Below are 13,255 nucleotides of genomic sequence, written 5' to 3' on the forward strand. Positions count from 1 at the left end.
GTCACCTTCACGATGTCGCCCAGCATATGGTTGACGGTCTTGTACATCTCCTTGACCGCCTCGAACTGGTGGCCCAGACCAATGCTCTCCACCTGGCTCTTCAGGTTGGTGTACTGGCCGCCAGGCATCTCGTAGCGGTAGATGTCGGTGGAGGGGTTCTTGATGCCCGCCTCAAACTGGCTGTAGCGCAGGCGCACGTCGGCCCAGTAGTCGGACAGCTTCTGCAGCTTGTCGGGATCCAGGCCGGTGTCCCGCTCCTGCCCCTGGAGGGCGGTGACCACCGCGTTCATGGAGGGCTGGCTGGTGGTGGAGGACATGGAGTCGATGGCGCAGTCCACGATGTCCACCCCGGCCTCGGCGGCCATGAGGTAGGCGGCCACCTGGTTGCCCGAGGTGTCGTGGGTGTGCAGGTGGACGGGGATGCCGATCTCCTGCTTCAGAGCGGACACCAGCTTCTTGGCGGCGTAGGGCTTCAGCAGGCCGGACATGTCCTTGATGCACAAAAGGTGGGCGCCCCGCTTCTCCAGCTCCTTGGCCATGTCCACGTAGTATTTCAAGGTGTACTTGTCCCGCTTGGGGTCCAGGATGTCGCCGGTGTAGCACACGGTGGCCTCGCACAGCTTGCCCTGCTTGAGCACCTCGTCCATGGCCACCTCCATGCCGGGGATCCAGTTCAGGGAGTCAAAGATGCGGAACACGTCGATGCCGCCCTTGGCCGCCTCCCGGATGAAGGCGCGGATGAGGTTGTCGGGGTAGTTGGTGTAGCCCACGGCGTTGGCGCCCCGCAGCAGCATCTGGAAGGGGATGTTGGGGATCTTCTCCCGCAGCAGCCGCAGCCGCTCCCAGGGGGACTCGTGGAGGAAGCGGTAGGCCACGTCGAAGGTGGCGCCGCCCCACATCTCCAGGGAGAAGCAGTCGTTGAGGATCTCGGCGGTGCCCTCGGCGGCCTTCAACATATCCCGGGTACGCACCCGGGTGGACAGCAGGGACTGATGGGCGTCCCGCATGGTGGTGTCGGTGATGAGCAGCTTCTTCTGCCCCAGCACCCAGTCCCGCACCGCCTCGGGGCCCTTGCTGTCCAGCAGCTGCTTAAGGCCGGTACACTTGGGGGGCGTATTCTCGTAGGGCGGGAAGCGGGGGATGTCCAGCTGGAGCCGCTCGGCGGAGGGGGAGTCCACCTGGATCTGGGCGATATATTTCAGCACCTTGGTGGCCCGATCCCGTCCGGTGTCGATGTCAAAGAGTTCGGGGGTCTCGTCAATGAATTTGGTGTGGCAGGCGCCCGCCCGGAAGGTGGGGTGGGCCAGGATGTTGGTGACAAAGGGGATGTTGGTCTTGACGCCCCGGACGTGTTCCTCGCTGATGGCCCGCATGGCCTTGCGGCACACCCCCTCGAAGGTGTTGTCCCAGGAGGTGACCTTGACCAGCAGGGAGTCGTAATAGGGGGAGATCTCGGCGCCGGTGTAGGCGTTGCCGCCGTCCAGACGGACGCCGAAGCCGCCGCCGGAGCGGTAGGCGGTGATCTTGCCGGTGTCGGGGGCGAAGTTGTTGGCCGGGTCCTCGGTGGTTACCCGGCACTGGAGGGCGTAGCCGTTGAGGTGTACGGCCTCCTGGGAGGGGATACCGATCTCCGGGGTGGACAGGGGATGCCCCTCGGCGATGAGGATCTGGGCCCGCACCAGGTCGATGCCGGTGACCATCTCGGTGACGGTGTGTTCCACCTGGATGCGGGGATTCATCTCAATGAAGTAGTGGTTGCCGTCCTTGTCCACCAGGAACTCCACGGTACCGGCAGACACATAGCCCACATGGCGGGCCACCTTCACCGCGTCCTCATACAGCTTCTGACGGGTGGCCTCCGGCACGCTGAAGGCGGGGGCGAACTCCACCACCTTCTGGTAGCGGCGCTGGAGGGAGCAGTCGCGCTCAAAGAGGTGGACCACGTTGCCGTGCTTGTCGCCCAGGATCTGCACCTCGATGTGCTTGGGCTCCACCAGATACTTCTCAATGAAGATATCCTCGTTGCCGAAGGCCTTCTTGGCCTCGCTCTTCACCAGATTGAAGGCGGGGATGACCTCCTCCGGCTTGTCGCAGCGGCGCATACCACGTCCGCCGCCGCCGCCGGCCGCCTTGAGGATGATGGGGAAGCCGTAAGAGACGGCCTTCTCCAGGGCCTCCTCTCCGCTTTTCAGCGGCTGCTCGGAGCCGGGGATGGTGGGTACGTTGCAGGCCTTGGCGATGGCCTTGGCAGTGAGCTTGTCGCCCATCTGGGCCAGAATTTTGGAGGAGGGGCCGATAAAGGTGATGCCCGCGTCCTCACAGGCCTTGGCAAAGTCGGCATTCTCACTCAAAAAGCCGTAGCCGGGGTGGATGGCGTCCACATTGCGGCGCTTGGCCAAATCGATAATGGAGGGGATATCCAGATAAGCCCCCAGGGGGGACTTGTTTTCACCGATGAGGTAGGCCTCGTCCGCCTTGGTGCGGAAGAGGGCGAAGGTATCCTCGTTGGAGTACATGGCCACCGTGTGCAGGCCCAGGTCATAGCAGGCCCGGAACACCCGGATGGCGATCTCGCCCCGGTTGGCAACCAGGACTTTGTTGAACTTACATTCCGCCATGCTGTCCTTCCTTTCTGAATCAATGTCGTCGCAATCTGTCATAAATCCCCGCGTATCGGATGGGGCGGGGGAAAGGCGCGCCCGGCGGTTTGCCGGGCTGTCATACAAATTTGATGTTTAAAGGTATTATATCTGTACGCTAAAGTTTTTGCAATCGTTTTTCTGAAAAATTGCAATTCTTGTTGGGAACCACAGGAAAGACCGCCCCCGGCTTGCCCGGAAATGGGAATTATGCTACACTGGAGAAAAAAGGGGGTGGGATCATGGCGCTGACAGTGAAGACCGGTGTGGAAGCCCTGCCGGGTGTGGGGCCGGCCAGAGCCAGGTCGCTGGCCCGACTGGGACTGACCACGGTGGGCGATTTGCTGCGCTATTACCCCCGGGACTATGAGGATCGCCGCAAGAGCGCGTCCATCGCCTCGGCACCGGCGGATGTGCCGGTGTGCCTCACCCTGATGGTGGCCGAACCGCCCCGGCTGTCCCGCATCCGCAAGGGCCTGGAATTGGTGCGTGTGCGCCTGGTGGATGACACCGGCAGCCTCACCGCCACCTTTTTCAATCAGGCCTATTTAAAGGATGTCCTTCGGACGGGAGAAACTTACGTCTGCTTCGGCAAGGTGGAGGGCGAGGGCGCCCGGCGGCAGATGACCAACCCGGTGTGCGAGCGGGCGGACAAGGTGCGTTTTACCGGCCGCATCCTGCCGGTGTACCGGCTGACCCACGGGGTGTCCAACAATTTGCTGGCGGGGCTCACCCTCCGGTGTGTGGAGGACTGCGCTGCCCAGGTGGAGGAGAGCCTGCCCCAGGAGCTGCGGCAGGCACACCAGCTGGCAGAGGCGGAGTTTGCCGTCCGCAACGTCCACTTCCCTGCCGATGAGAACGCCCTGGCGGTGGCCCGGCGGCGGCTCATCTTTGAGGAGCTGTTTTACCTCACCTGCGGCATGGCTCTGCTGCGTACCCGGCGGGACAAGGCGGCGGGCTTTACTTTCCGGCTGCCGCCGGAGAAGAGCTTTTTGGATCTGCTCCCCTTTGCTCTTACCGGTGCCCAGCGGCGGGTCATGAGGGAGATGGCTGCCGACCTGACCTCCGGTTCTCCCATGAACCGACTGGTGCAGGGGGACGTGGGCTCGGGTAAGACCATGCTGGCGGCCTACGGCGCCTGGCTGGCGGCCCAGAACGAGTATCAGTGCGCCCTGATGGCGCCTACCGAGCTGCTGGCCGAGCAGCACTACCGCTCCCTGTCTCCGCTGCTGGAGCGGGCTGGGCTGCGGGTGGGACTGCTCACCGGGGCGGTGAAGGGCAAGGCTCGGAAGCAGCTGTACGCCGCTCTGGAGAGCGGCGAGTTGGATTTAGTCATTGGTACCCACGCCCTTTTGAGCGAAGGGGTGACCTTTGCAAACCTGGGGTTGGTGGTCACCGACGAGCAGCACCGCTTCGGCGTGGGCCAGCGGGCCGCCCTGTCGGCCAAAGCGGCGGGCCAGCCCCATGTGCTGGTCATGTCGGCCACCCCCATCCCCCGCACCCTGGCCCTCATCATCTACGGCGATCTGGACGTGTCGGTGGTGGACGAGCTGCCTCCCGGCCGCTCTCCCGTGGAGACCTATGTGGTGGGGGAGGACAAGCGGCAGCGGATGTACAACTTTGTCCGCAAGCTGGTGGGGGAGGGCCGTCAGGCCTATATCGTTTGCCCCGCTGTGGAGGAAAAAGAAGATCCTGAGATGGATCGGGAGGACTTTTGGAATATAACCAAACCTTATCGGCAAGAACTGGACTTGAAGGCCGCCGTCACCTACGCCGAGGCCCTCCGAACCCAGGCCTTTCCCGACCTGCGGGTGGGCCTGGTTCACGGCAAGATGAAAAGCAAAGAGAAGGACGCGGTCATGACCGCCTTTGCCGCCGGGAAACTGGATGTGCTGGTATCCACCACCGTTATTGAGGTGGGGGTGGATGTGCCTAACGCCGCATTGATGATCGTGGAGAACGCCGACCGGTTCGGCCTCTCCCAGCTTCACCAGCTGCGGGGCCGGGTGGGCCGGGGCAAGCACCAGTCCTACTGCGTACTGGTCACCTCCACCCACAACCAGGACAGCCGGGAGCGGCTGCGGGTCCTGGCCAAAACCAACGACGGGTTTCAAATTGCGGAGGAGGATCTGCGCCTTCGGGGCCCCGGCGACTTTTTCGGGTCCCGGCAGCACGGCCTGCCCCAGATGGGCATTGCCGACCTGGCGGGAGACATGCGGGTGCTGAAGGAGGCCCAAACTGCCGCCGAGGAACTGCTCCAGGCCGACCCCGGCCTGAAACAGCCGGAACACGCCCCGCTGCTGCACCGTGTGAAAAAGCTGTTTGCCGAGCAGGGAGACGTATTTAATTAAGAGAGAATCAGACAGGGAGGCCCGCTGCTTGCAGCGGGCCTCCCTGTACTGCGCAGCACCCTTTATAAATGTGGCTCATGGCGGGTACTGTAACGTTTTTAAGAGAAAAAACGTGTACCCTATAGAAACAGAGAAAGGAGGGCGGGCAATGGATCGGGAGGAAGCCGCCCGGTTGGTGGAGCAGTACAGCCCGGCGGTGTACCGGCTGGCCTACGCCCGGACGGGCAGCCGGGAGGATGCGGAGGACATCACCCAGGAGACCTTCCTGCGACTGGTGCGGGCGGCCCCTGTTTTTCGGGATGGGGAACACTGCAAGGCCTGGCTGCTGCGGGTAGCCGCCAACTGCGCGGGGGATCTGCACCGCTCCCCCTGGCGCCGGCGCGCGGTGCCATTGGAGGAGGCGGGAGAGGTGGCTGCGCCGGAGCTGCCGGAGGACTACCGGGTGGTAGTGCATCTTTATTACTACGAGGAACTGAGTACCGCGGAGATCGCCAAGGTGCTGGGCAAGCGGGAGGGGGCCATCCGCACCCGCCTGAGCCGGGCCCGGGCCATGCTGCGGGAGGACTTACAGGAGGGGGAAACGCCATGCTGAAGCAGGATTATCAGACCTGGATGGACCAGGTGGAGCCGGATCAGGACTTTCAGGCCCGGCTGACGGCGGCCATGACAGCCAAGCCTGTCAATGCCTCCAGACGCACGTTCCGGGTGCTTGTGGCGGCGGCGGTGATGTGCGGCTTACTGGGGATTACAGCGGCGGCCTATTATATGGGGGCCTTTGAGTTCCTGCGGGAGCAGAACGAGTATGCCATGCTGGGTATGAATGAGGTGTATGAGACCTGTGCCCAGCCGGTGGGCGTATCGGTGACGGCGGAGAACGGCGATGTATTTACGGTGGATCGCGTGGCAACCGACGGGACGTTCTGCACCATCTTTTACTGTTTGTACGTTCAGGACGAGACATGGCGGTACGCCCCCAGGATGACCCTGTACTCCGGCGGGAAGGATATTTCCATAGAGGGCTATGGCAACAGCTTTGAGAACCAGGAATACCTGGGCGACGACCACACGTTGTATGGAGCCTGGCGCTTCCTTCTGCGCACCCCTCTGGAAGATGGGGAACAGGTGGAGCTGAAACTGGCGCGATATGGAGACGCAGAGCCGGGTGAACTTGCTCCGCTGTTGTGGGAAAACACGCTGGCCTTTTCTGTAAGCCCCATCCAGGGGGAGCAGTTTGAGCTGAACGCCGTCCTTTCCGCCAGAATTGGGGGAGAGCCGGTACAGGTGGAGGCGGTCTCCCTGAACCGGTCTCCTTTGGGTACTCTGCTCAGGCTGCGTTGGGCGGAGGAGGATTCCAGTGAAAAGAATTGGTATGACTTTGCCCTGCGGGATGGTGATACCGGAGCCTATATCCCCTATGACCAGGTGGTGATCAACCATTACTGGGACCCGGAGGGTTATGTGGACAGCGTCTATGAACTGTACGGGGATGTGAGGGGATTGAAGCAGCTGGAGATTATCCCAACCACATCCGTGGGCGGAGTTTCCCCCAGACAGGTGGTGGCGCTGGAAGATCTGCCCTCTGCGGACTCAGGAAATCCCGACGGAGGGTATGCTCCGGCCAGCTATGAAGCGGTGGATGGACAACTCATCGTGAAGATGCAGCCGGTGGGGGCGGTAAACGCCTGGTATGCCCGCCTGCTGAACGGGGTGTATTTTCAGAACGCCCAGGGTGAGGAACTCTTTGAGGACGTGTGGGTGGAAAAGATCAAGAACCGGAGCGACGGCACCATCACCGTCATTTCCACCCCCAGTGCCGCTTCCTACGCCCGGGATGTGGACAAGGTGGCTCAGATCTGGTTTTTTGTGCAGCAGTATGAACTGCTGGAGGGACAGAAGGCAGTCATCCGGCTGGACGCCCAGTGATATCATACAGGAGCAGACCCAGGCCCCGCCGTATTTTACGGCGGGGCCTGATGGTTTTTCTTGCATTGATGCCGCGTTTCGAGTATAATATCATAGATTATGGAGGCGGCAGACACCGCCAGGATATGATACGAGGAAGTGCAGTCAATGAAGTACGATTTTGCTGCCATTGAGCCCAAGTGGCAGAAAAAGTGGGCAGAGGAAAAAACCTTCCACTGTGAAAACCACAGTGATAAACCCAAGTTTTACGGCCTGGTGGAGTTCCCCTATCCCTCCGGGCAGGGCCTGCACGTGGGCCACACCCGCCCCTACACCGCCATGGACGTGGTGGCCCGCAAGCGCCGGATGGACGGCTACAATGTACTTTTCCCCATGGGCTACGACGCCTTCGGTCTGCCCACGGAGAACTACGCCATCAAGAACCACATCCACCCCGCCAAGGTGACCCACGATAATATCGAGAACTTTACCCGCCAGCTCCACATGCTGGGTTACTCCTTCGACTGGGACCGGGTCATCAACACCACCGACCCCGCCTACTACAAGTGGACCCAGTGGATCTTCCTCCAGCTGTGGAAGCACGGCCTGGCCTATAAGACCACCATGCCCGTGAACTGGTGTACCTCCTGCAAGTGCGTGCTGGCCAACGAGGAAGTGGTGGACGGCGTGTGCGAACGCTGCGGCGCTCCCGTGGTTCGCAAGGAGAAGAGCCAGTGGATGCTCAAGATCACCGAGTACGCCCAGCGGCTCATCGACGATCTGGACGACCTGGACTTCATCGAGCGGGTCAAGACCCAGCAGAAGAACTGGATCGGCCGCTCCACCGGCGCGGAGGTCACTTTTAAGGCCACCACCGGCGAGGATATCGTGGTATTCACCACCCGGCCCGACACCCTGTTCGGCGCCACCTATATGGTCCTCTCTCCGGAACATGCCCTGGTGAAGGGCTGGCTGGAGCGCGGTCTGCTCCAGAACGCCGACGATGTGAAAGCCTATCAGGCTGCCGCCGCCTCCAAGTCCGACCTGGAGCGCACCGAGCTGAACAAAGAAAAGACCGGCGTGTGCCTGGACGGCGTACGGGGCGTCAATCCCGTCAACGGCAAGGAGATCCCCATCTTTATCTCCGACTACGTTCTGGCCACCTACGGCACCGGCGCCATCATGGCCGTGCCTGCCCACGACGACCGGGACTGGGAGTTTGCCAAGAAGTTCGGCTGCGAGATCATCGAGGTGGTCTCCGGCGGCGAGGATGTGCAGAAGGCCGCCTTCACCGCCAAGGACGAGACCGGCATCCTGGTCAACTCCGACTTCCTCAACGGCCTGACCGTCAAGGACGCCATCCCCGTCATTACCAAGTGGCTGGAGGAGAAGGGCATCGGCGAGGCCAAGGTCAACTACAAGCTGCGCGACTGGGTGTTCTCCCGCCAGCGGTACTGGGGCGAGCCCATCCCCATGGTGTACTGTGAGAAGTGCGGCTGGCAGCCCCTCAGCGAGGACCAGCTGCCCCTGCTGCTCCCCGACGTGGACTCTTACGAGCCCACCGACGACGGCGAGTCCCCCATTTCCAAGATGACCGATTGGGTCAACACCACCTGCCCCCACTGCGGCGGCCCCGCCAAGCGGGAGACCGACACCATGCCCCAGTGGGCCGGTTCCTCCTGGTACTTCCTGCGCTATATGGACCCCCACAACGACCAGGCCCTGGCCTCTGAGGAGGCCCTGAAATACTGGTCTCCCGTGGACTGGTACAACGGCGGCATGGAGCATACCACCCTCCATCTGCTGTACAGCCGGTTCTGGCATAAGTTCCTCTACGACATCGGCGTGGTGCCTACCAAGGAGCCCTATCAGAAGCGCACCTCCCACGGCATGATCCTGGGCGAGGGCGGCGAGAAGATGTCCAAGAGCCGGGGCAACGTGGTCAACCCCAACGACGTGGTGGCCCAGTACGGCGCCGACACCATGCGCACCTATATCATGTTCATCGGCGACTTTGAGAAGGCCGCCTCCTGGAGCGACAACGCCGTCAAGGGCTGCAAGCGATTCCTGGACCGTGTGTGGAACCTGTCCGAGAACCTGACCGACAGCATGGAGTACTCCGCCGCCAACGAGAGCGCCATTCACAAGGCCATCAAGAAGGTGGCCGACGACATCGAGGCTATGAAGTTCAACACTGCCATTGCTGCCCTGATGGCTCTGGTCAATGACTTCTATCAGAACGGCTGCTCCAAGGGTGAGTACAGAACCCTGCTGCTGCTGCTCTCCCCCTTCGCCCCTCATATGTGCGAGGAGCTGTGGGAGAGCCTGGGCTTCAACGCCGATGGCATGGCCTGCCAGCAGGCCTGGCCCGCCTATGACGAGAGCAAGACCGTGGCTGCCGAGGTGCAGATGGCCGTTCAGGTGTGCGGCAAGCTGCGCGCCACCATCACCGTCCCCATGGACAGCGACGAGGCCACCGTGGTGGCCGCCGCGCTGGCCGACCCCAAGGTGCAGAAATTTACCGAGGGCAAAAACCTGGTCAAGACCATCCTGGTACCCAACAAGCTGGTCAACCTGATCGCCAAGTAATAAAATCTGCTCTTGACATTTGCAAAGTAATAGCATACAATGGTTCTGTTAAAGCCATATCTATGTGGCCCTTTTGGCGGTGGAACCCCGCCGCTTCGGAGGGAGGGGAAGTCAATGTCGGAAGTCCATGTGAAGGACGGCGAGTCCTTGGAGAACGCGCTGAAGCGTTTCAAGCGCAGCTGTGCCAAGTCTGGTGTTCTGGCCGAGGTTCGTAAGCGCGAGCATTACGAGAGCCCGAGCGTCAAGCGCCGCAAGAAGTCTGAGGCCGCTCGCAAGAATCGCAAGAAGTATTACTAATACTACGAATTACAGGACCCCGCGCCGTCGGCGCGGGGTCCTGTTCCATTTCAGGCTTCCACCAGGATGGCTTCCAACAGATCCTCCACCTGGGGATAGGCCAGCACCGCCTGACGGATGCCCAGGCGATGGGCCACCTGCATTTTTTTACGGATGGACCCGGCGTCGTCAAAGAGGACGAAGTGGGCGCCGTTCTCCCGGGACATATAAGTAAAGTAGTGGGCGCACAGCTCGGTGGAGAAAAAGACCGAGGGACTGCGCTCCTCCATGAGCTGTCCCAATTCCGCGGGTGTCAGGGGATGGCCCTGGCCGGTGGGGGAGGGCAGATAGAAGTCCTCCGCCACCCGCTCTATGGCCAGGATCACACGCCCCTGCCCGTACCGTTGAATGGCGTCCTCCAGCCGCTGGATCAGGGACCCGCCGGAGAGGGCGGAGGAGATGAGAACCTTGGCGCTGTCGGTGCAGTCCCCATAGGCCTCCGGCACATAGAGGGGCCAGCCCCGCTTCTGGGCCAGGCCGGCCAGGGTGCGTACGATTTCGGCCAGCAGCGGGAGGGGCCTGCCCTCAAAATCGCATAAAATACCGTCGTACCCCCGGGCGGAACATTCCCGCAGTACCTCCTGACAGAAAGGTCCGGCCTCTCCACGCCCGTCAAAGCCCACGCAGTCCAGGGCCATCAGGCCGCCCCGGACGGATATGGGCATATTGGCCCGGAACAGGTGCGGGCCGCCCCCTACCCGGTAGGCGGCGTGGGCTACGGGAAGGCCGAACCGCAGGGCCGCCCTGCTCTGGGCGGGCGGCGCGGTGAGGATCCATGCGTGATTTGGTTGCATCGGTAAGCTACCCCCTTGTCCAAGTTGTAAGAAGCGTGTATAATTCTATGCGGACCAGAGTGCAAATAGACGAGGTGAAATCATGCTGACGGCCCACTGGTCAGGAAAGACCATTTACGACATCGATCCCGCCGCGCTGGCCGGGCGGGGCATCCGCCTGCTGCTGGCCGATCTGGACAACACCCTGGTGCCCTACGGGGTGCCGGAACCCACCCGGCAGGTGCGGGACTGGACGGCCCAACTGCAAAAGCAGGGGATCACCCTGTTCGTGCTGTCCAATAACCGCCATCCCCAGCGGCCGGAGCGGTTTTGCAAGGCACTGGGTGTCCCCTATATCGGCCACGCCGGCAAGCCCAAGCCGGGCTCCTTTTATCAGGCAATGGAGCAGATGGGCTGCACACCGGCGCAGACCGCCATCGTGGGGGATCAGATCTTTACCGATATTCTGGGCGGCAGCCGGGCGGGGGTGACCACATTGCTGGTGGAGCCCATCCGGCTGGCGGGCAATCCGGGGCGCTACCTGCGGTACGCCGCCGAGTGGCCCTTCCGCGCCCTGACAAAAAGGAGAGCAAAACCATTATGAGCGCAATGTTTGGACCGGCGGGCAACGCCGAGTCCTTTCCCTATCAATCCTCGGTGGACGCCCCCCGCTGGCTGGCCGAGCTAGGGCTGGACTGCTACGAGTACCAGTGCGGCAAGGGCGTCAACGTAGGGGAAGCCACCGCCAGGAAGGTGGGGGAGGCGGCCAGGGAGGCGGGCATCGCCCTGTCCCTCCACGCCCCCTACTTCATCAACCTGGCCAACCCTGATCCCGACAGCCTGCAAAAGACCATCGGCTATATCACCGCCGCCTGCCAGGCGGCGGACTGGATGGGAGCCACCCGGGTGGTCATCCACTCCGGGGCCTTGATGAAGCGCACCCGGCGTCAGGCCCAGGACATCGCCCTGAACTCCCTGAAAGAGGTGGTGGCCGCCTGCGACGGCGCCGGCTTCGGACACATCACCCTCTGTCCCGAGACCATGGGCAAGATTAACCAGCTGGGAGATTTGGACGAGGTGCTGGAGCTGTGTACCCTGGATGAGCGGCTTACCCCCTGCGTGGATTTCGGCCACCTGTACGCCCGTACCCTGGGGGAGCTGGAGGGCCATGAGGTCTGTGTGAAGATGCTGGACCGCATCCAGGAGGTGCTGGGAGAGGAACGGGCCTCCCGTTTCCACAGCCACTTCTCCAAGATCCAGTTCACCCCCAACGGGGGAGAAAAAATGCACCTGACCTTCGATCAGCAGGACTTCGGGCCCGACCCGGCCCCCCTGATGGCCGAGGTGGCCCGCCGGGGCTGGAGCCCCACCTTTATCTGCGAAAGTGCGGGCACCCAGGCGGAGGATGCGCTGACCATGAAACGACTCTATCAGAACGCTTGATATTTAGAAAGGAAGTCTTTCAAATGAACCATCTGAAACAAATCGCGGCCAAGCTGGACGAATACAAGCTGGATGCCATGCTCATCACCAGCGATCCCGGTGAATACTATGCCATCGGGTTCCACGGCGAGGGCATGGTCATCGTGACCCGCAGCGAGAGCCGCTACTTCACCGACTCCCGGTACATTGAGGCCGCCGGCAACCTGGTGACCGGCGCCCACATCACCATGACCGACCGGAACAAGAACTTCATGGTGCTGGCCGAGCAGGCTGTGCAGGAGCTGGGCATCCAGAAGATGGGCTTTGAGGACGGCTATGTGACCGTGGCCTCCTACAACCAGTATTCCAAGCTGCCCTGCGAGCTGGTGCCTGCCCAGAGCCTGGTGAATAATCTGCGTGCTGCCAAGGACGAGGAAGAGATCGCCCTGATGAAGCGCGCCCAGGAGATCACCGATCAGGCCTTTGACGCCATTCTGAAGTTCATCCAGCCCGGCATGACCGAGCAGGAGATCGCCGCCCGCCTCCAGTACGAGATGCTGCTCCGGGGCGCGGAGAAGATGAGCTTTGACCCCATCGTGGTGTCCGGCCCCAACGGCTCCCTGCCCCACGGCATTCCCAGCGAGAAAAAGGTGCAGAAGGGCGAGTTCCTCACCATGGATTTCGGCTGCAAGTACGGCGGCTACTGCTCCGACATGACCCGCACCATCGCCCTGGGCGAGCCCACCGAGGAGATGCGCAAGGTGTACGACACCGTGCTGAAGGCCCAGCTGGCCGGTATCGCCAAGGCCAAGGCGGGGGTGCCCGGCAAGGAGATCCACAACGCCGCCGCCAAGGTGATTGAGGATGCCGGTTACGGGGCATACTTTGGTCATGGCTTCGGCCACAGCGTAGGCATTGAGATCCACGAGTCCCCCAACGCCAACGGCCGGGACGAGACTCCCATGCCCGTGGGTGCCGCCGTCTCCGCCGAGCCCGGCATCTATCTGCCCGGAAAATTCGGCGTGCGCATCGAGGATGTACTCATCTACACCGAGGAGGGCAGTGTGAATCTCACCAAATCGCCCAAAGAGCTGATTATTCTGTAAAAAGCCTTGCAAACCGGGAAATAATAGGGTAAAATGACTTAGCTAATCATATGAATACCTTTTTGGAGGATGAATTTCAATGCCTACGATTTCTGCCAGTGATTTCCGCAACGGCGTGACCTTTGAGATGGACGGCC

At 62.0% G+C, this 13,255-nt stretch carries 10 protein-coding genes; 8 read left to right on the forward strand and 2 right to left on the reverse strand.

Features of this window, described 5'->3' with window-relative positions; all coding sequences use genetic code 11:
- Nucleotides 1-2,618: pyruvate carboxylase (locus Q0K43_RS07350; RefSeq protein ID WP_297289907.1), on the reverse strand; the 2,618-nt coding region annotated here is incomplete at its 3' end.
- A 263-nt stretch (nt 2,619-2,881) separates the two neighbouring features.
- Here Q0K43_RS07350 and recG point away from each other — a divergent pair.
- The 5 genes from recG to rpsU all read left to right on the forward strand — a co-directional run bounded on the left by recG (nt 2,882) and on the right by rpsU (nt 9,778).
- Nucleotides 2,882-4,990, forward strand: a complete 2,109-nt coding sequence (gene recG, locus Q0K43_RS07355) for an ATP-dependent DNA helicase RecG (RefSeq protein ID WP_297289908.1) — start codon at nt 2,882-2,884, stop codon at nt 4,988-4,990.
- A 148-nt stretch (nt 4,991-5,138) separates the two neighbouring features.
- Nucleotides 5,139-5,582, forward strand: coding sequence for an RNA polymerase sigma factor (locus Q0K43_RS07360; RefSeq protein WP_297289909.1), 444 nt, complete (start codon nt 5,139-5,141; stop codon nt 5,580-5,582).
- Nucleotides 5,576-6,913 (forward strand): DUF4179 domain-containing protein, encoded by a 1,338-nt coding sequence (locus Q0K43_RS07365; RefSeq protein ID WP_297289910.1) that lies wholly within the window; start codon nt 5,576-5,578, stop codon nt 6,911-6,913. The genes Q0K43_RS07360 and Q0K43_RS07365 overlap by 7 nt, the downstream gene beginning before the upstream one ends.
- 147 nt (nt 6,914-7,060) lie before the next feature.
- A complete protein-coding gene (gene leuS, locus Q0K43_RS07370) occupies nt 7,061-9,481 on the forward strand; it encodes a leucine--tRNA ligase (RefSeq protein ID WP_297289911.1) in 2,421 nt (806 codons plus the stop codon).
- Between the two features lie 114 nt (nt 9,482-9,595).
- A complete protein-coding gene (rpsU, locus tag Q0K43_RS07375) occupies nt 9,596-9,778 on the forward strand; it encodes a 30S ribosomal protein S21 (RefSeq protein ID WP_009259223.1) in 183 nt (60 codons plus the stop codon).
- Nucleotides 9,779-9,828: 50 nt separating this feature from the next.
- On the opposite strand, the gene Q0K43_RS07380 is transcribed toward rpsU, so the two are convergent.
- Complete coding sequence (locus Q0K43_RS07380; protein ID WP_297289912.1) at nt 9,829-10,611, reverse strand: hypothetical protein; 783 nt, start codon at nt 10,609-10,611, stop codon at nt 9,829-9,831.
- Between the two features lie 82 nt (nt 10,612-10,693).
- Between Q0K43_RS07380 and Q0K43_RS07385 the strand changes: the two genes are divergently transcribed.
- From Q0K43_RS07385 to Q0K43_RS07395, 3 genes are read left to right on the forward strand one after another with little or no spacing between them, the layout of a single operon-like run.
- A complete protein-coding gene (locus tag Q0K43_RS07385; protein ID WP_297289913.1) occupies nt 10,694-11,194 on the forward strand; it encodes a YqeG family HAD IIIA-type phosphatase in 501 nt (166 codons plus the stop codon).
- A complete protein-coding gene (locus Q0K43_RS07390) occupies nt 11,191-12,033 on the forward strand; it encodes a TIM barrel protein (protein WP_297289914.1) in 843 nt (280 codons plus the stop codon). Before Q0K43_RS07385 ends, Q0K43_RS07390 begins: the two co-directional genes overlap by 4 nt.
- 23 nt (nt 12,034-12,056) lie before the next feature.
- Complete coding sequence (locus tag Q0K43_RS07395; protein ID WP_297289915.1) at nt 12,057-13,118, forward strand: M24 family metallopeptidase; 1,062 nt, start codon at nt 12,057-12,059, stop codon at nt 13,116-13,118.
- Nucleotides 13,119-13,255 lie beyond the last annotated feature (137 nt).

It is taken from the genome of uncultured Flavonifractor sp. (assembly GCF_944383115.1).
Classification (GTDB): domain Bacteria; phylum Bacillota; class Clostridia; order Oscillospirales; family Oscillospiraceae; genus Flavonifractor.